The organism is Plantactinospora sp. CNZ320 (assembly GCF_002846275.1).
Map to the genome: position 1 here is coordinate 721,377 of NZ_PJMP01000001.1, position 17,961 is coordinate 739,337.

The 17,961-nt window shown below is 72.6% G+C and carries 20 protein-coding genes; 12 read left to right on the forward strand and 8 right to left on the reverse strand.

Annotation, left to right across the window (positions count from 1 at the left end):
• Positions 1 to 26 precede the first annotated feature (26 nt).
• From CLT71_RS02975 to CLT71_RS02995, 5 genes are all read right to left on the reverse strand, one after another.
• Positions 27 to 779 carry a cupin domain-containing protein gene (locus tag CLT71_RS02975; protein WP_101365737.1) on the reverse strand — a complete coding sequence of 251 codons (753 nt, stop codon included), beginning with the start codon at positions 777 to 779 and terminating at the stop codon, positions 27 to 29.
• Entirely contained in the window at positions 776 to 1,702 is a 927-nt protein-coding gene (locus CLT71_RS02980; RefSeq protein WP_101365738.1) for a DUF6807 domain-containing protein, read from the reverse strand. The genes CLT71_RS02975 and CLT71_RS02980 overlap by 4 nt, the downstream gene beginning before the upstream one ends.
• Before the next feature lie 104 nt (positions 1,703 to 1,806).
• Positions 1,807 to 2,436, reverse strand: coding sequence for a TetR/AcrR family transcriptional regulator (locus CLT71_RS02985; protein ID WP_101371092.1), 630 nt, complete (start codon positions 2,434 to 2,436; stop codon positions 1,807 to 1,809).
• A gap of 39 nt (positions 2,437 to 2,475) precedes the next feature.
• Positions 2,476 to 2,793, reverse strand: a complete 318-nt coding sequence (locus CLT71_RS02990) for a DMT family transporter (RefSeq protein ID WP_101365739.1) — start codon at positions 2,791 to 2,793, stop codon at positions 2,476 to 2,478.
• A 10-nt stretch (positions 2,794 to 2,803) separates the two neighbouring features.
• Positions 2,804 to 3,544: an SDR family oxidoreductase gene (locus tag CLT71_RS02995; protein WP_101365740.1), complete on the reverse strand. Its 741-nt coding sequence runs from the start codon at positions 3,542 to 3,544 to the stop codon at positions 2,804 to 2,806.
• 188 nt (positions 3,545 to 3,732) lie between these two features.
• Between CLT71_RS02995 and CLT71_RS03000 the strand changes: the two genes are divergently transcribed.
• Positions 3,733 to 4,356 carry a LacI family DNA-binding transcriptional regulator gene (locus CLT71_RS03000; RefSeq protein WP_101365741.1) on the forward strand — a complete coding sequence of 208 codons (624 nt, stop codon included), beginning with the start codon at positions 3,733 to 3,735 and terminating at the stop codon, positions 4,354 to 4,356.
• Here CLT71_RS03000 and CLT71_RS03005 read toward each other — a convergent pair.
• From CLT71_RS03005 to CLT71_RS03015, 3 genes are all read right to left on the reverse strand, one after another.
• A complete protein-coding gene (locus CLT71_RS03005) occupies positions 4,283 to 5,632 on the reverse strand; it encodes an FAD-dependent oxidoreductase (protein ID WP_101365742.1) in 1,350 nt (449 codons plus the stop codon). The two genes, CLT71_RS03000 and CLT71_RS03005, sit on opposite strands and share 74 nt — an antisense overlap.
• Before the next feature lie 8 nt (positions 5,633 to 5,640).
• Entirely contained in the window at positions 5,641 to 6,009 is a 369-nt protein-coding gene (locus CLT71_RS03010; RefSeq protein ID WP_101371093.1) for a TcmI family type II polyketide cyclase, read from the reverse strand.
• Between the two features lie 205 nt (positions 6,010 to 6,214).
• Entirely contained in the window at positions 6,215 to 7,033 is an 819-nt protein-coding gene (locus CLT71_RS03015; RefSeq protein WP_101365743.1) for a BTAD domain-containing putative transcriptional regulator, read from the reverse strand.
• Between the two features lie 554 nt (positions 7,034 to 7,587).
• Here CLT71_RS03015 and CLT71_RS03020 point away from each other — a divergent pair.
• The 11 genes from CLT71_RS03020 (at position 7,588) to CLT71_RS03070 (ending at position 17,878) form a co-directional block, all read left to right on the forward strand.
• A complete protein-coding gene (locus CLT71_RS03020; RefSeq protein ID WP_101365744.1) occupies positions 7,588 to 7,932 on the forward strand; it encodes a TcmI family type II polyketide cyclase in 345 nt (114 codons plus the stop codon).
• Positions 7,929 to 9,875, forward strand: coding sequence for an acetyl-CoA carboxylase carboxyltransferase subunit alpha (locus CLT71_RS03025; RefSeq protein WP_101365745.1), 1,947 nt, complete (start codon positions 7,929 to 7,931; stop codon positions 9,873 to 9,875). The genes CLT71_RS03020 and CLT71_RS03025 overlap by 4 nt, the downstream gene beginning before the upstream one ends.
• A complete protein-coding gene (accB, locus tag CLT71_RS03030; protein WP_486483013.1) occupies positions 9,872 to 10,546 on the forward strand; it encodes an acetyl-CoA carboxylase biotin carboxyl carrier protein in 675 nt (224 codons plus the stop codon). The genes CLT71_RS03025 and accB overlap by 4 nt, the downstream gene beginning before the upstream one ends.
• Before the next feature lie 19 nt (positions 10,547 to 10,565).
• Positions 10,566 to 12,059 carry an acetyl-CoA carboxylase biotin carboxylase subunit gene (locus CLT71_RS03035; RefSeq protein WP_101365746.1) on the forward strand — a complete coding sequence of 498 codons (1,494 nt, stop codon included), beginning with the start codon at positions 10,566 to 10,568 and terminating at the stop codon, positions 12,057 to 12,059.
• Entirely contained in the window at positions 12,056 to 12,871 is an 816-nt protein-coding gene (locus CLT71_RS03040) for an SRPBCC family protein (protein ID WP_101365747.1), read from the forward strand. Before CLT71_RS03035 ends, CLT71_RS03040 begins: the two co-directional genes overlap by 4 nt.
• Positions 12,864 to 13,286, forward strand: coding sequence for a cupin domain-containing protein (locus CLT71_RS03045; RefSeq protein WP_101365748.1), 423 nt, complete (start codon positions 12,864 to 12,866; stop codon positions 13,284 to 13,286). The genes CLT71_RS03040 and CLT71_RS03045 overlap by 8 nt, the downstream gene beginning before the upstream one ends.
• Complete coding sequence (locus CLT71_RS03050; RefSeq protein ID WP_101365749.1) at positions 13,283 to 14,554, forward strand: beta-ketoacyl-[acyl-carrier-protein] synthase family protein; 1,272 nt, start codon at positions 13,283 to 13,285, stop codon at positions 14,552 to 14,554. Before CLT71_RS03045 ends, CLT71_RS03050 begins: the two co-directional genes overlap by 4 nt.
• Positions 14,551 to 15,807: a beta-ketoacyl-[acyl-carrier-protein] synthase family protein gene (locus tag CLT71_RS03055; RefSeq protein WP_486483014.1), complete on the forward strand. Its 1,257-nt coding sequence runs from the start codon at positions 14,551 to 14,553 to the stop codon at positions 15,805 to 15,807. Before CLT71_RS03050 ends, CLT71_RS03055 begins: the two co-directional genes overlap by 4 nt.
• 30 nt (positions 15,808 to 15,837) lie before the next feature.
• Complete coding sequence (locus CLT71_RS03060) at positions 15,838 to 16,167, forward strand: antibiotic biosynthesis monooxygenase family protein (protein WP_101365750.1); 330 nt, start codon at positions 15,838 to 15,840, stop codon at positions 16,165 to 16,167.
• A gap of 3 nt (positions 16,168 to 16,170) precedes the next feature.
• Complete coding sequence (locus tag CLT71_RS03065; RefSeq protein ID WP_101365751.1) at positions 16,171 to 17,025, forward strand: MmyB family transcriptional regulator; 855 nt, start codon at positions 16,171 to 16,173, stop codon at positions 17,023 to 17,025.
• Positions 17,026 to 17,107: 82 nt separating this feature from the next.
• A complete protein-coding gene (locus CLT71_RS03070) occupies positions 17,108 to 17,878 on the forward strand; it encodes a glucose 1-dehydrogenase (RefSeq protein ID WP_101365752.1) in 771 nt (256 codons plus the stop codon).
• Positions 17,879 to 17,961: the final 83 nt, after the last annotated feature.

A 17,961-nucleotide genomic window follows, 5' to 3' on the forward strand; every position in this document is an offset into this window, starting at 1 on the left:
GTGATGCGAGGTGCTGCCAGCGCTGTTCAGTCGCGCCGGGCCCGGAGCGGGTCGTACGGGGAGAGGAAGCCGCACATCCCCAGCGTGGTCTGCTCGGGCTGGACGATCCGGCTGACCGTGGCGTCGGCGAGGTGGCTGTGGTCGCCGCGCCGCAGCGCGTCGAGCTGTTCTCCGGTCTGCCGGCTCGCCGCCGCCGGCCCCTGCTCCCAGCGTTCCCGCCAGGCGGGCAGCTGCGGGCGCACCAGGGCGGCGGCGGCCGAGTAGAAGTCGTCGAGCGCGGCGGTGTCCCCGGCCGCGCACCGGCGACGGAGTTCGGCGAACCCCCCGATTGCGAGGTCGCGGCGGGCGCGGGCCCGTTCGGCGGTGGGCGGCCCGGAGCCGTCCGGCCCGGTCAGCGAGACCGCCCGCCGGTACGTCTCCGGGTCGGCGAGCCGGTCCGGCGGCAGCGTGAGTACGGCGTCGCCGGCCTCCGGCAGCCCGCTGTTCTGCATGATCACGACGACCTGGAGGGCTCCGTCGTCGTTGACCGCCCGGTGGATGGTGCCCGGGGTGAACCAGAGCACGTCGCCCGGGACCAGCGGGGATTCCTCGAAGCCGCGCCGGGTCAGGGTCTGTAGCCGCCCCCGGCCGCCGACCACCACGTAGCACTCGGTGCAGCACAGGTGCACGTGCGGGGTGCCGCCGTGCAGGCCGTCGTCGGTCTGCCAGGGATAGACCCGCAGGTTGGTGATGCCGACGGCGCCGGGAAACGGCGGCGGCGCGCTGTCCTCGCCGGTCACGGCGCGTGTTCCGCGACGAACGCCTCGATCTCGGCCCGATCCCAGGCCCGGTCGGCGAAGACCACCCGGTGGGCGAGCCGGAGGCTGTCGTCGGGCGCGAGCACCACCTCCTCGTCGAAGGCGGGGGAGGGGTTGACGGCCGGGAACGGGGTGTTGCGGACGAACCACCTGATCGGTACGGCCGCGCTGGAGGTGCCGGCAAAGACGAGTACGGTGCCGCCACCGTCGACCTCGTCGTGCTCTGCGGTGTACGCCAGCCAGGGTGACCGCCGGCCCATGCTCTCCGGCCCGCCCGCACCGTCGGCGGTGAGGATCTCGCCACCGGTCCAGCCGCGCGGTCCCCGCCAGAAGAATCCCGTGTAGCCGGCGTTCGGCCGGCCGTGCGTGGTCGGGCTGCCGACCCGCAACTCCGCTCCCCGGATGTTGCGCAGTTCGGTGCGGAAGTCGAGCATCCAGCTGCCACGTCCGGCATCCACGCCGTGGATCCGCAGTTCCCGCTGCTCGGCGACCCAGTGTTCGTGGGTCGAGGTGATCCAGGTCAGCGACTCCCGCAGGGTCAGCTCGGTCGGGGTGACGTCGACGAGGTCGAAGGCGTCGTGCCGCATCCGGCCCACGTTGTCCCGGGCGCGGTAACCCTCGCCGTGCACGTACGAGTTGCCGCCCCAGAAGTTCTGTCCGGACAGGTGCGAGATCGTCATCTGGAGGCCCTTGTGCCACCGGTGGTCGTTCGGCCGGTACGCCGAGACGAGCGCTCCGTCGAGCGTACGCAAGGGGTGCAGGTACGGCTTGGGGCCCTCGAAGGCCGGCACCGGAGGGTCGTACACATAGGTCGCGATCTCCACGCCACCCGCGTCGACGACGATCTGGCGGCCGTGTTCGTGGGTGACGGTGATCCGGCCGGTGGTGTTCTCCGCGGAGGTCATGGAAGCGACGGCGCCCTTTCGACAGCGTGACGGTAACCGCTTTCCTGAGCTAACTCCCTTCCACCGGCAACGTCAAGATCCAATCCCCACCGAGCCGCCTGAGCTCATTGCCGCCGGGGAGTCGGTGCCGTCGGGGCCAGGACCTCGTCCCAGGCGGCGACCGCCGCCTCGGCGATGGCGAGCAGGGTCTCCTGGGTCGCGCCGTCCCGTGCCCGCAGGGCCATGCCGAGCGAGACCGCGTAGAAGAACTCGGCCGCCGCGCCGGTGTCGGCGGCCGGCGGTACGTCGCCGTCCCGCACCCCCCGGTCGAGTCGCGCCCGGAGGGTGGCGATGTCGGCCTGCCGGAACTCGGCGAGGAAGGCCCGCACCGCGTCGTTACCGGCGCTGATCGTGGTCGCCGCCAGGACCACCATGCAACCGGTCGGGCGGCCCGGGGCGACGTAGCTGTCCGCGTAGTGCCGCAGCAGCGCCGCGATCGCCTCCCGGGCGGTGGGCAGGTCCCGCAACGCCTGTCGCGGTACCTGCCCCGCCACCTCGTCGTACCGGGTCACGGCCTCCCGGAACAGTGCCTCCTTGCCGCCGAACGCCGCGTACAGGCTGGGTGAGTTGATGCCCATCGCGGCGGTCAGGTCGGTCATCGAGGCGCCCTCGTAGCCGTGCTGCCAGAACACCTCCATGGCCCGTTCCAGCGCCTCGGTGCGGTCGAACCCGCGTGGTCGGCCCCGCCTGGTCACCGACCACCACCTCTCCGCCACCGCCCGCCGGGCCGGGCGTCAGGGTCCGGATGCCTTCAGCCCGACGATGCCGATCGCGATCAGGGCCACGAAGGCCAGTCGGGCCGGGCTGAGACTCTCGCCGAGGGCGACGATACCGGCCAGGGTCACCCCGACCGCGCCGACACCCACCCAGATCGCGTACGCGGTGCCGACCGGCAGGCTGCGCAGCGCCAGCGAGAGCAGTATGAAGCTCAGTAGCGCGGTGGAGCCGGCCAGCACGGAGGGCCAGAGCCGGGTGAAGCCCTGGGTCTGCTTGAGCGCCAGTGCCCAGACGACCTCCAGCAGACCCGCGACGATCAGCAGTAGCCAGGCCATGCCGCCCCCCTCATGCCGCGAAACCGCCGTCGACGCTTATCGAGGTGCCGCTGATGTAGCGGCCACCCGGCCCGGCGAGGTGGCTCACGGTGGCGGCGATCTCGGTCGGGTCCGCGTACCGGCCGAGGGCGATGTAGCCGCGTTCGGTCGCCGCGTTCTCACCGTCGGCCGGGTTCATCTCGGTGTCGGTCGACCCGGGGTGCACCACGTTGACCGTGATGCCCCGCTCGCCGAGGTCTCGGGCGAGTCCCCGGGTCAGGCCGACCAGCGCGCTCTTGCTCATCGCGTAGAGGGCGACCCCGGGGTACGGCACCCGCTCGGCGAAGCAGCTGCCGATGCTGATCACCCGTCCACCGTCGGTCATGTGTGGCACCGCCGCCCTGATCGCCAGGTACACGCCCCGGACGTGTACCGCGAGAGTGTGGTCGATCTCCTCCACCGAGGTCTCCTCGACCGGCCCGTACGGGAAGACGCCTGCGTTGTTGACCAGGATGTCGAGCCGGCCGAACTCGGCCGCGGTGCGCTGCACGGCGGCGGTCACCGCCTCCGCGTCGGCGCTGTCGGCGGCCAGCGCCAACCCGCGCCGCCCCAGGGCGGTGACGTCCCGGACGACGGCCTCGGCCCGCTGCGCCGCCCGCTGGTACGTCAACGCCACGTCGGCGCCGTCCCGAGCCAGGTGACGGGCGATCGCGGCACCGATCCCGCGACTTCCTCCGGTCACCAACGCGACCTTTCCGGACAGTGGTTCCACGGCTTCCCCGTTTCTGTGTCGATCGTTACAATAATCGGAGTGTAGCCGCACCGGACCGGCCGGGGCAAGGAGCGCGGTGCTGCTCTGCCCACTGTGGACAGAACACACCGGACCGGCGGTAGGGTGCCGATGCCGGGCGGGGTCGCCGGCCCGGACACCACCGCCGACAACTGCCCGGGGATCGCCACATGACCAAGCGCCCGTCCGGAACCGTCACGCTGATGGATGTGGCCAACAGGGCGGGGGTGTCGGTGGCGACCGCCTCGCGGGTGCTCAACGGCGACGGCATCCGCCGGGTGCGGGCGGACCTGACGGACCGGGTGCACGCCGCCGCCACCGAGGTTGAACTACTCGGCCGACGCACCCGCGCAGGCGACGGCCCGGGGTCGGACGAACCTGGTCGGGCTGCTGGTGCACGACATCGCCGACCCGTTCTTCTCGGCCATCGCGGCCGGCGTGATCCGCGCCGCCGAGCGGCACGGAAACATCGTGATGATGTACAGCAGCACCACCGGTGGGCGGAGCGGGATCTCGACTACCTGGCGACGCTGCGCGGCCAGCGGCCCCAGGCGGTGATCCTGGCCGGCAGCCGGACCGTCGACCGGGCGCTGCGGGCGCGGCTCGGCGGCCGACTGCGCAGCCTCGAGGAGGCGGGCGCCCGGGTCGCGCTGATCAGCCAGCACGTGCTGCGCGACCACCTGCCGGTGGGCGCCGGGCGGTCGGCCGAGCGGCCGCTGCTCAGGTCTCGGCGCCGCGGTAGTTGTACAACTCGTCGACGAACCGGCGGCGCAGCGGCGGAAGCCGGCTGGTGACGCTGAAGTAGCCGCGCGCGGCCAGCATGGCGAGCCGGCCGATCACCGGCTTGTAGATCGGGTCGTCCCCGTTGGTGCCGTTCGTGCGCAGCGAGTCGGCGACCCGGGCGAAGCCGTACCGGATCATCTCCGTCTCGTAGTCCGCGACGCTGTCGAGCAGCGGCTTGGCGCCGGCCGCCGCCGCGACAAGTTGCCGGTGCAGCAGCGCGGCGTCCCGCAGCGCCGTGTTGGCCCCCACCCCCCGGCCCGGCGTCATGGTGTGGATCGCGTCGCCGAGCAGGGTCACGTTGCTGCTCGGCCAGGGCTGCACGGGCACCGAGGTGGCGACCTTGATCGGGATGACGCTGCCGGTGTCGCTGCGCCGCAGCAGCTCGCGCAGGTTCGGGTGCCAGTTCCGGGTCAGGTCCCGGGCGACCTCGGCGAGGCGCTCACCGCGCAACTCCATCACGTCGGACGGGAAGCGACTGGCCGCGCTCCAGATGATCAGGTTGATGCAGTCCCGGGTGTTGTCGAAGAGCAGTCCGGGCCACTGCCCGATCAGCCGGGCATCGGTGACCCCCACCCCGGGCTTGACCGAACCTCGCTGGTCCCAGTTGAACTCCATCACGTGCAGTACGCCCATCACCCCGCCGGCTCCGAAGATCAGCGAGATGCCCCGGTGCATCTCCTCGGTGAGCAGGGCACGGGTCTGCTCGGTCAGCGGGATCTTGCTGGCGATGTTGATGCTCCCGGCGTCCCGGACCTCGGCGTGCGGCAGGTACTGCCGGCGTACCGCGGAGTGCGTGCCGTCGGCGGCGACCAGCAGGTCCCCGGTGGCCGAGGTGCCGTCGGCGAAGTACGCGGTGACCCGGCCGTCGTCGTGCTGCGCGTAGTGCGTGAACGTCTTGCCGAAGTGCACCACGTCGTCCATACCGGTCAGCAGCACCTGGCGCAGCGTCATCCGGGAGACCGACTGGTCGATGCTCGTCGGGTCGGCGTCCGGACGCAGCGCGAACGAGGCCGTCCGGTGCAGTTGCTCGGTGAGCACGTTGAAGTACCGGGGCGGCTGGGCACAGGTGGCGAGGAACGTGCTGAACAGTTCCGGCGGCAGGCACTCGCGCAGCGCCCGGCAGCCGGTCGGGTTGATCCCGACCCGGTAGCCGAGCAGGCCGTCGCCACGGTCGCGGTACCGCTCGTAGACCGCGACGCTGATGCCGGCCCGTCGGAGGCCGTGCGCCAGGCACATGCCGCCGGTACCGGCACCAATGACGATCACGTGTATCGGGCTGGCGGGCATCGAACCCCCTAGCTGGGGCGGCCGGCCGGGCTGGCCGGCGGCATCGTGACCGTGGCACCCGGGCCGTCCCAGCGGTAGAAGCACCGGGCCATCGCGTCGCGCGGCGACCGCCAGTTCGGCGAGTACGGCGAGATGTACGACCCCAGCCGCTGCGTCACGCTGACGAAGAGCGGATGCCGGTTCGCCTGTTCCAGCCGGGACGGTGCGGAGTCGTCGGTCTCCATCAGGTGCAGGCAGAGGTCGTCGAGGTGGTAGAGCGAGCGGTGCCGCACCCCGGTGACGGTGTGCAGGTCGGTGTCGTCGGACTCCGCGAAGATCTTGGCGATCTCCTCCTCGGTCCCCGGGACGATCCTGCCCACGATCAGTACGCGATTCATCTCGTCTCCCACTCGCTGCTAGGGCCCGGCTGGCTGCCCGGTACGGCCCGGTACGGCTCGGGAGGACGACCTGCCGGCCGTCCGGTCGGGCCCGATCACCATGCCGACGGCCGCGTCACCGGACCGTCACCGCCGTCGCCGGTGGATGTGGCCCGCTGGTGACGCCGTGGTGACGCCCGGACCAACGTGACTACGCCTCGGGTTCTCAGCGCCGTACCGGCATCGCCGGCAGCGCCGGCCGGTCCGGATAGGCGCGCCCCGCCGGCGGCCGGGAACCCGACCGGCGCGGCTCCGCCGGCCTGGAGATCGGCGCGAGCAGGTCGCTGAGCAGGTCGCACATCGTCTCGGACGGTTCCAGTTGCAGCTCGCGCAGCAGCAGGTCGCGGTAGACGTAGAAGGCCTGGAGCGCCTCGTAGGCGTTCCCCTCGTCCAGGTGGATCTCGACGATCAGGCGGTGCGGTGTCTCCCGCAGCGGCTCGGCGCGGACCGCCTCGAGCGCGGCCTGCAACGCCTCGCCGTGCTGCCCCGCGTGCAGGTGACCCCGGGCGATGTCCTCCAGCATGTGCAGCCGGAGTTGGCGCAGCCGCTCCCGTTCCAGCAGGACCCACTCGTCGTACCAGCCGGGCAGCAGGTCGTGTCGCCCGGCGCCACGGATCCGCTCCGCCCAGCGCGGGTCGCCGCCGTCGCGTACCCGGTCGGCGGCGCGGACGAGGTCGTCGATGTCCAGCCGTACCGCCGGGTCGAGCCGGACGGTGTCGCCAGCGGTGAGCACCGGGCAACTGCCCTCCTGGCGCAACCGCCACAGCGCCGTACGCAGCGAGGACATCGCCCGTTCCTCCGGAGTGTCCGGCCAGAGCAGACCGGCCAGGTGCGCCCGGGTCGCGCCCGGTCGCAACCCGACGAGCGCGATGATCCGTTGCAGTCCACGCGGTACGACGACAGGCGTCCCGTCGTGCAGCAGGCTGAACCCGTCCAGCAGGAAGAGGTGGATCGCCCGGCCGGAGTGGTGCTCGGGCGGGTGCACCGGTGCCTGGTCCGTCCCGTCGTGTGGCGCGCTCTCCCGAGGAGTCACGGCCCACCCTCCTGCACCCGGAACCCGTGTCCCGAAGTCCGCTCTGCTCGGACCGCCCCGTCCCAGCTCTCCGGTATGCCGATGCCGCTCCGCACGCCGGCCCTGACCGGGGCGACCGACATCGCAAAGCGTGACGAAGGTTATCAATCGCCGTTACGCTCGGTCAATCCGCCGGTCGGCAATCCGACCTTGATTGTTCGGCCGCTCCACAACGGCTCTGACCTGCGCATAAGCCACCCTGATCGAGCGCCTCGGCGCCGCTTTCGGGCTGTTCCAGCGCTCCGAGACCGGGCATTCTGCCGGTACGCCGTCACCGGAGCGTCACCGCGCCGGTGGGTGGCAGTACACGATCAGGTGACATTCCGTTGACACCCGCTCGGCAGGGTGGTCACCAGCCGTTCGGACGAGGTCGCAGTCGGGGGAGAAGCCGGGGAGAGGCTCTTCGTCGCGACCGGGCGACGGTGTCATCCATCCGGAGCGCGGGAATCGCCCAGGGAGGCTGCACCATGGATCGCTCACTGATCGTCGCCAAGGTCGTACCGGCCGCCGAGGGGCAGGTCGCGCAGATCTTCGCCGAGTCGGACCGGACCGAGCTGCCCCGGCTGGTGGGCGTACGGCACCGCTCGCTCTACCGGCTGCACGACCTGTACGTGCACCTGATCGAGACCGAGAGCCCGGGTTCCGCCGCGGTGGAGAACGCCCGCCGGCACCCCGAGTTCGTCCGGGTCAGCGAACGGCTCGCCCCGCACATCACGCCGTACCTGGCGAACTGGCGGGTGCCGGCGGACGCGATGGCCCGCTGCTTCTACCACTGGGACGCCCCGACCGATCCCGCCGGAGTACGGCGATGACCGGGGGTACGCGGGCCGGCACGATCCCGCGCCGCGGCGGGTACGCCGAACTCGACCAGCAGCCGTGGATCCGCTGCCGTTCCTGCCCGGCGCTGCTCTATCGCAAGCGGCTGCGGCGCAACCTCGACGTGTGCCCGGAGTGTGGGGACCACCGTCGGCTGGACGCGCCCGAGCGGATCGCCCAGCTCGTCGACCCGGACACGTTCCGGCCGCTGCCCGGCCCGGCCACCCAGGTCGATCCGATCGGTTTCGTCGACTCGGTGCCGTACCCGCAGCGGCTCGCCGCCGCCCGCGCGGAGACCGGCCTGGCCGAGGCGGTGCTCTGCGGTACGGCGACGCTCGGCGGGTACGGCCTGGTGCTCGCCGTGATGGACTTCCGCTTCCTCGGGGGCAGCCTGGGCTCGGTGACCGGTGAGCTGATCACCCGGGCGGCCGAGCGCGCCCTGGCCAACCGCCTGCCGCTGCTGCTGGTCACCGCCTCCGGTGGCGCGCGGATGCAGGAGGGCGTGCTGGCGCTGATGCAGATGGCGACCATCAGCCAGGCGATCGCCGCGCTGCGCGAGGCGGGGCTGCTGACGGTCAGCCTGGTGACCGACCCCACCTACGGCGGGGTGGCGGCGTCCTTCGCCACCTGCACGGACATCGTGCTCGCCGAGACCGGTTCCCGGCTGGGCTTCGCCGGTCCCCGGGTGATCCGCGAGACCATCCGGCAGACGCTGCCGCCCGACTTCCAGACCACCGACTTCCTGCTCCGGCACGGCCAGGTCGACATGGTGGTGCAGCGTCCGGCGCTGCGGGCCAGACTGCGCTGGTTGCTCGCCGCCGCCAGCCGCGACGAGCCGGCCGACCTCCACCGGCGCGGAGCCGACCGGCCGGCGGCTGCCGGCCCGTCCGGCACGGCGGCCACACCGGATCCGGGACGTCCGACCGGAACCGTGCCGCCGGAGCCCGGCCCACCGGGCGAGGTGATCGGCACGCCGCCGCCGGGGCCCGGCCCGACGGGCGAGGTGGCCGGTCCGACCGAAACGCTGCCGCCGCAGCTCGGCCGGACGGGCGAGGTGATCGGCACGCCGCTGTTGGGGCACGGCCCGACGGGCGAGGTGACCGGCCTGGACGAGCCGACCGACGCCTGGCGGATCGTCAGGGCCGCCCGGCACGCCGGCCGGCCGACCACACTCGACTACCTGGCCACCGCCTTCGACGGGTTCGTCGAGCTGCACGGTGACCGGCTCGGCGTCGACTGTGCGGCGGTCGTCGCCGGACTGGCCCGGCTCGGCGACCGGTACGTCGCGGTGGTCGGGCACCAGAAGGGACACCAGCCGCGCGAGCTGCGGGCCCGCAACTTCGGGATGGCCAGCCCGGCCGGCTACCGCAAGGCGATCCGGGTCATGCGGCTCGCCGCCAACCTGGGCCTGCCGGTGGTGACCCTGATCGACACCCCGGGGGCGTACCCGGGGGTCGAGGCGGAGCAGCAGGGCCAGGCCGCCGCGATCGCCGAGAGCATCCTCGCGATGACCGGGCTGCCGACCCCGGTCGTCGCGATCATCATCGGCGAGGGGGGCAGCGGCGGGGCCCTCGCGTTGGCGGTGGCGGACCGGGTGCTCATGCTGCGCAACGCCGTCTATTCGGTGATCAGTCCGGAAGGCTGTGCCGCGATCCTCTGGCACGACCGGGCCGCCGTGCCGAGAGCCGCCGAGGCGCTCCGGCTCACCGCACCCGACCTGCTGCGGCTCGGGGTCGCCGACGAGATCGTCGCCGAGCCGCCCGGAGGCGCACACCGTGATCCCGTCGGGGCGGCCCGGTCACTCCGCCGGGCGCTGCTGGCCAACCTCGCGCCACTGCTCGACGTACCCGCCGGGGAGCTGATCCGGCGGCGCCGCCAGCGGTTCCGTGGGTACGGCGCGGCGGCCAGCGTGCTGCGCCCGGAAGCGGGTCCGGCGTGACCGCCGGGACCGTTCCCGGCCAGCCGGCCCCGACCGGACCGCTACGGCCGGAATCGGCAGAGCGGCAGCCAGGCGAACCCGCAGAACGGTCGACGGGCGAACCGGCACAGCGGCAGCCAGGCGAATCGGCAGAGCGGCTGAGAGACGAATCGGCACAGCGGCCGACGGGCGAACCGGCAGAACGGCCGACGGGCGAACTCGCCGAGCTGTGCCGGCAGGCGGACCGGCTGCTCACCTCGACGGCCGGCCCGGTACGCCGGATCCACCTGCGCAGCGGTGACACCGTGCTGGAGATCGAGTGGCACGGCCCGACCGGTTCGGCGGATCCGGGCGGCCCCGCCGGGCACGCTCCGGCCGTCCTCACCACCGCCGCTCCCACCGATGTCGCCGATCGTGCCGGCCGACCCGTCGAGGGCGACGGCGACGCCGGCCGGCGGACGGTTGTCGCGCCGATGGTCGGCACCTACTACCAGGCCGCCGAGCCCGGTGGCACCCCGTTCGTCGAGGTCGGCGACAAGGTGGAGCCCGGTCAGGTGGTCGGCATCGTCGAAGCGATGAAGCTGATGAACGAGGTGGTTGCCGACCAGGCCGGCCGGGTCGCCGAGGTACTCGTCCGGGACGGCGAGCCGGTCGAATTCGGGCAACCACTTATCGCTCTGCTACCCGCGTGACTTCCAGGACGGTGCGGCGATGTTCGAGAAGATTTTGATCGCCAATCGTGGCGAGATCGCGCTCCGGGTCGCCCGGGCCTGCCGTGAGCTGGGTGTGCGTACCGTGGCGGTGTACTCGGTCGCGGACCGGGACTCGGCCGTCGTCCGGTTGGCCGACGAGGCGGTCTGCATCGGACCGCCGGAGGGTCGGCAGAGCTACCGCAACGCCGCCGCCATCGTCGAGGCGGCCCGCCGGACCGGGGCGCAGGCCGTGCACCCGGGTTACGGGTTCCTCTCCGAGGATGCCGACTTCGCCGAGATCTGCGCCGACAACGGGCTCGTCTTCATCGGACCCCCGCCGGAGGTGATGCACGCGCTCGGGGACAAGGCCCGGGCCCGGGCGCTGATGCGGGACGCCGGTCTGCCGCTGCCCGCGGGCAGCATGGCCACGGTCGGCACGGCGGCGCGGGCACGGGCGGTAGCCGACGAGATCGGCTATCCGGTGATCATCAAGTGTGCCGCCGGGGGCGGTGGGCGCGGGATGACAGTGGTCCGATCCGCCGACGAGTTCGACGCGGCCTACGAGCGGACCAGGATCACCGCGCAGGCGGTCTTCGGTGACGACCGGGTCTACGTCGAGCGGTACCTCGTGCAGGCCCGCCACGTCGAGGTGCAGGTGCTCTGCGACGGGTACGGCAACGGCGTGCACCTCGGCACCCGGGACTGCTCGGTGCAGCGGCGGCACCAGAAACTGATCGAGGAGGGTCCGGCGCCCGCCCTGTCGGCCGGTACCCTCGACGCGCTCGCCGACTCGGCGCTGCGCGGTGCGCTGCGGGCCGGTTACACCGGGGCCGGGACCTTCGAGTTCCTGGTCGACGAGAGTGAACGGTTCTCGTTCATCGAGGTCAACTGCCGGATTCAGGTCGAGCATCCGGTCACCGAGATGATCACCGGGGTCGACCTGGTGCACGAGCAGTTGCACATCGCCGCCGGGGTACCGCTGCGGCTCCGCCAGTCCGACGTCCGGATCTCCGGCGTCGCGTTGGAGTGCCGGGTCAACGTGGAGGATCCCGACCGGGGGTTCGCACCCACTCCCGGCCGGCTGGCCAGGTTCGTCCCGCCGAGCGGGCCGTTCACCCGGGTCGACACGCACGGCTATCCCGGCTATCTCGTCGGCCCGTACTACGACTCGCTGCTCGCCAAGGTGGTGGTCTGGGCGCCCGACCGGGATCTGGCGCTCGGCCGGATGGAGCGGGCGCTGTACGAGTTCGACGTCGACGGCCCCGGCGTACGCACCACCATCCCGTTCCTGCGCCGGGTACTCGACGACCCGGGATTCCGCAAGGGTCGGTATTCCACCGGGCTGGTCGACCGGCTGCTCGGCACCGCCGACCCATCGGCCGACCGGCTGCCGGGCAGCGCCGACCCGCCGGGCGATCGACTGCTCGACACCGCCGACCCGCCGGGCGACCGGGACCGGGTCCCGTGTGCCGCCCCGTCCACCACCGCCAATCTTTCGAGGAGGACCAGATGAGTGTCAGGCACGAGGAACCGGCGTTGACCGGGCCGACCCAGCGGGAGCCGGTGCCGTCGCAGGTGACGGCGGCGGAGATCACCGCGATCCTGGTCCGGCACTGCGGGTTGAACGCCGACGCGACCACCGCCGCCCCCGGCGCCTCGCTGGAGGAACTCGGCATGGACTCGCTCGCGCTGCTCGAACTACAGGCGGTGGTCGCGGACCGCTACCGGGTCCAGCTTCCCGAGGAGGCCGGGCGGTTCAGCATCGCGGAGGTGGCCGAGCTGGTGGCCGGGCAGAGCCAGCCGACCGGTGGCGCCCCCGCCGCGGCGGGACGGCCGGGGCACACCGAGAACAGTGTGCTGATCGCCGCACCGTTGCCGCTGGTGTGGGACCTGACCAACGACGTTGCGGGCTGGCCGGGGCTCTTCACCGAGTACCAGTCGGTGGAGATCATCGAGCGGCGCGGCGACACCGTACGGTTCCGGCTGACCATGTATCCGGACGAGAACGGGGTCACCTGGAGCTGGGTCAGCGAGCGTACCGCCGATCCGGTCCGCCGGGAGGTGCACGCGCACCGGGTGGAGCCCGGGCCGTTCGAGTACATGCGGATCCACTGGCGCTACGCCGAGGCGCCGGGCGGTACCCGGATGACCTGGACGCAGGACTTCGAGATGCGTCCGACGGCACCGGTGAGCACCGAGCAGATGACCGACCGGATCAACGCGAACAGCCGGATCCAGCTGGACATCATCCGGGACAAGATCGAGCGGATCGCCGCCGAGCTGGAATCGGCCGCGCCGGCACCGGCCGGGGTCGGCGATGAGTGAGCCGGGCCGCCGCCTGGTGGCCGCCCGGGACATCGCGCCGGACCGCCGCCGGGGTGGCGAGATCCGGGTACTGCTCGGTCCCCGCACCGTGGGCAGCGGTTCGGGCTTCCTCGGGGTGGCGAACCTCGCCCCGGGTGAGCGGATCGCCGAGCACTACCACCCGTACAGCGAGGAGTTCCTCTATGTCGCCCGGGGTGCGATCGTGGTGGACCTGGACGACGAGCCGGTGCCGGTCGGCACCGGGGAGGCGCTCTACATCGCGGTGAACGTCCGGCACCGGCTGCGCAACGTGGCCGACGAGCCGGCCGAGGTGGTCTTCCAGCTCGGCCCGCTGGCCCCGCGCCCGGAACTCGGGCACGTCGACACCGAACCTGCGGCGGCCGTGCTGGCCGCTGGGCCGGAGGCCGGGCCGTGACCCGGCGCCGCGCCGTGGTGACCGGGATCGGAGTGGTCGCGCCGGGTGGGGCGACCCGGGACGAGTTCTGGGCGACCATCACCGCCGGCCGGACGGCGACCAGGCGGATCAGCTTCTTCGATCCGTCGCCGTTCCGCTCACAGGTGGCCGCCGAATGCGACTTCGACCCGGTCCGTGCCGGGCTCGGCGTCGTCGAGCGGCAGCGCGCCGACCGGTACGTCCAGTTCGCGCTAGCCGCCTCGATCGAGGCGCTGGCGGACAGCGGACTGGAGCTGACCGACGCGACGCGGGAGCGCACCGGAGTGGTGCTCGGCTCGGCGGTGGGCGGCACCATGCTGCTGGAACGGGAGTACGTCCAGGTCAGCGACTCCGGCGCGGACTGGTTGGTGGATCCGACCCGGGCGGGCCCGTTCCTCTACCAGGCACTGATGCCGTCTAGTCTCGCCGCCGACGTCGCCTGCCGGCACGGGGTGCACGGCCCGGCCCAGGTGGTCTCCACCGGTTGCACCTCCGGGATCGACGCGATCGGCTACGGCCAGCAGCTGATCTGCGACGACGAGGCGGACGTGGTGCTGGCCGGCGCCTCGGACAGTCCGATCTCACCTGTCACCGTCGCCTCGTTCGACGCGATCAAGGCGACCACCCCGGACAACGACGACCCGGCGCACGCCTCCCGCCCCTTCGACCGGGACCGGCACGGGTTCGTCCTCGCCGAGGGCGCCGCAGTGCTGGTCCTGGAGGAGGCGGAGCACGCCCGGCGGCGCGGGGCGCGGGTCTACTGCGAGGCGGCCGGTTACGCCAACCGGAGCAACGGCTACCACATGACCGGGCTGCGTCCCGACGGTGTCGAGATGGCACTGGCCATCGAGGACGCGATGGGTCAGGCCCGGTGCGACCCGACCGACGTGTCGTACGTCAGCGCGCACGGCTCGGGTACCCGGCAGAACGACAGGCACGAGACGGCTGCCTTCAAGCGCGCCCTCGGCGCGGCCGCGTACGGGGTGCCGATCAGTTCGATCAAGTCGATGGTCGGGCACTCGCTCGGGGCGATCGGTGCGATCGAGATGGCGGCCTGCGCACTTGCCATCGAGCACGGGGTGGTGCCGCCGACGGCGAACTGGGCCAACCGGGACGACGAGTGCGACCTCGACTACACCCCGAACACCGCCCGGGAGTTGCCGGTGCGGATAGCCCTCTCCGTCGGCAGCGGCTTCGGCGGCTTCCAGTCGGCGATGGTCTTCACCCAGTACGACGGGCCGGACCGGTGACCGGCCGGGCGGGCGGGGACGGGTCGCGGCGCCGGGCCGTGATCACCGGGCTCGGTGTGGTGGCGCCGAGCGGGATCGGTGCGGACGCGCACTGGAAGTGCGTAATGGCCGGGCAGAACCGGATCGGCCCGATCACCCTCTTCGACCCGGGACGCTATCCCAGCCGGCTCGCCGGTGAGGTCTCCGACTTCGACGCGCCGCACTACGCCGACAGCCGGCAGCTGGTGCAGACCGACAGGTGGACACACCTCGGCTTCGCGGCGGCCCGGCTCGCGCTGGCCGACGCCGGGTTGCCGGAGACGGCCGACGACCCCTACGGGTACGGGGTGACGCTGGCCAGCTCCTCCGGCGGCAACCTGTTCGGGCAGCGGGAACTGCAACGGCTCTGGCGTGGCCCGGCGCGTACCGTCGGGGCGTACCAGTCGATCGCCTGGTTCTACGCGGCGAGCGTCGGGCAGCTCTCGATCAGGCACCAGTTCAAGGGCCCGTGCGGGGTGTTGGCCGCCGAGTCCGCGGGTGGGCTGGACAGTCTCGCCCACGCGGTACGGATGGTCCGCCGGGGCACCCCGGTGGTGCTGGCCGGCGGCACGGAGTGCCCACTGAGCCCGTACGCGCTCACCTGCCAGTTGCGGGGCGGACTGCTGAGCACCTGTCCGGAGCCGGCGTTGGCGTACCGCCCGTTCGACATGGCGGCCAGCGGCTACGTGCCGGGGGAGGGCGGGGCGGTCTTCGTGGTGGAGGACCTGGAACACGCCCGGGCCCGGGGGGTGCGCGGCTATGCCGAGATCGTCGGCTGGGGTGCCAGCCACGACGCCCGGCACACCGACCGGCAGGCAGCCGGGGACCCGGTGCAGTACGCCCGGGCGATGCAGCTCGCCCTCGACCGGGCCGGGGTGGCGCCGGTCGAGGTGGACGTGGTCTTCCCGGACGCCCTGGGCGTGTCCCGGTACGACCGCAGCGAGGCCGAGGCGCTGCGGGCGGTCTTCGGCACCCGCACACCGCCGGTCACCACCCAGAAGCCGCTGATCGGCCGGGCGCATCAGGGCGGGGCGGCGCTGGACGTGGCGACCGCGCTGCTCAGCCTCAGGCACGGGGTGCTGCCGCCGACGGCCGGGTTGGACCGGCCGGCGCCCGGCTGCGAACTGGACTTCGTCTGGGAGTCGGTCTCCCGGCCGGTGGACGTGGCGCTGGTCGGGGCGCGTGGGTTCGACGGTTTCAACAGCGCCGTGGTGGTCCGGCGCGAGCCGGCGTAGGCCGGCGCAGAGCGGAGAGGACGACGAGCGATGTCCAAGGCCAGGGTGCTGTTCCTGATCCGGGTGCCGCGCGAGCGCACCGAGGACTTCCTGAAGGCGTACGAGCAGATCCGTTACCAGGTCGCCGAGGGGGTGCCGGGGCACCTGGTGGACCAGGTCTGCGAGGCGGCGGGTGATTCCGAGCAGTGGCTGATCACCAGCGAGTGGGCGTCGCTCGCCGACTTCGAGGCGTGGGAGCGCAGCCCGGGGCACCGGGAACTGGCGGCGCCGCTGCGCGCCTGCATCACCGAGGCCAGGTCGATCCGGTTCGTGGTCCGGGAGGAGACCTCGGCCGGGCCGTCGAAGGCGTTGCTACGGTGACATATGACCAGCGAATCCCCGGTCGTGGCGCGGCGTCGTCGCGAGCAGCTCCGTGACTTCCTGCGTACCCGGCGGGCGCGGTTGACGCCCGGTGACGTCGGCATGGCGGCGGGCGGTCGGCGGCGGACGCCGGGGCTGCGCCGCGAGGAGGTCGCGGTGCTGGCCGGCGTCGGGGTCTCCTGGTACACCTGGCTGGAGCAGGGCCGCGACATCAACGTCTCGGTGGAGGTGCTCGACGCGATCGCCCGGGTGCTGCGGCTGACCGGGCCGGAGCGGGTGCACCTCTACCTGCTCGCCGGCCTGCACCCGCCCCGGCCCGGTGGTGCGGGCGGTGCGCCGGTCCCACCGGAGCTGCGGCAGCTCCTCGACGCGTGGACGCCCCGGCCCGCGGTGCTGCGGGACCGGTACTGGAACCTGCTCGCCGTCAACGAGGCGGCGCGGACGGTCTTCGGTTACCGCGACACCGACCACAACTGCCTGATCACGTTCTTCACCAGTGCCCGGTACCGCGACATGTGCCCGCAGTGGGACTCGGTGGCGCCGGCCGTCGTCGCCGCGTTCCGGGCGGACGCGGCGCACGATCCCGGTGACCCGGAGTTCGGCCGGCTGATCGACGATCTGCACGCCGTGAGCCCGGAGTTCGCGCGGTTGTGGTCCCGGCACGAGGTGGGCGTCCCCGGCCAGGCGGTGAAGGCGGTGCGCCACCCCGAGGCCGGTGACCTCTTCTTCGACACGACGACCCTGGCGGTGGTCGACCGCCCGGACTGGTACCTGGAGTTGTCCAACCCGCGTTCCGGTACCGGGACCGGGGACAGGCTCGAACGGCTGCTGCGGATCGGGTCCGCCGTGCCGGCCTGACCGGCCCGGTCGAGGGTGGTGGTGCCACTACCCGGATAACCGCGCCCTGTTCGGTACGCGTGCCGGTTGCCACGCTCACTCCATGACGCACAACTTCTCCCGGTTCGACGACAGGATCGCGCTCATCACCGGCGGCACCAGCGGGATGGGGCTGGCCACCGCACGGCGGCTGCTCGCCGAGGGTGCCCAGGTGGTCATCACCGGCCGCGACAGCGCCCGGCTGGCGGCCGCCGCCGACGAGTTGGGCGGCGGGGACCGGGTACTCGCCCTGCGCGGCGACGTCGCGAAGTTGGCCGACCTCGACGCGCTGACGGCCGCGATCCGGGACCGGTACGGCCGGTTGGACGTGGTCTTCGCGAACGCCGGTGTCGCGCTGTTCCGGCCGAACGGCGACTTCACCGAGGCCGAGTTCGCGCGGCTGGTGGACATCAACTTCAAGGGCGTCTTCTTCACCATCCAGCGGACCGTCCCGCTGCTCTCCGAGCGGGCGGCGATCGTGATCAACGCGTCCTGGACGGTGTACCGGGGTCTGCCCGGTGGCTCGCTCTACGCGGCGACCAAGGCGGCGGTGCAGAACCTGACGCATACCCTCGCCGCCGAGTTGGGGCCTCGGGGGATCCGGATCAACTCGGTGAGCCCCGGTTACATCGCGACGCCGATGTTCCACGACGCCATTCCGGTGCAGGCGCATGCCGGCGTACTCGCCGGGATCGCCGCCGGCCGGTTCGGTACCGCCGAGGACGTCGCCGACGCGGTCGCCTTCCTCGCCTCGGCCGAGGCGTCCTACATCAACGGGCAGGACCTGGTCATCGACGGCGGCCTCGTCGCCGCCGTCCGCGAGGCGGCGGCGTAGTCACGGCTGCGGGGGTGGGGAGTCGAGTCGCCACGACTTCCAGATCGATCAGCATGGATGTAAATTGAATCCGTTCATCTGGG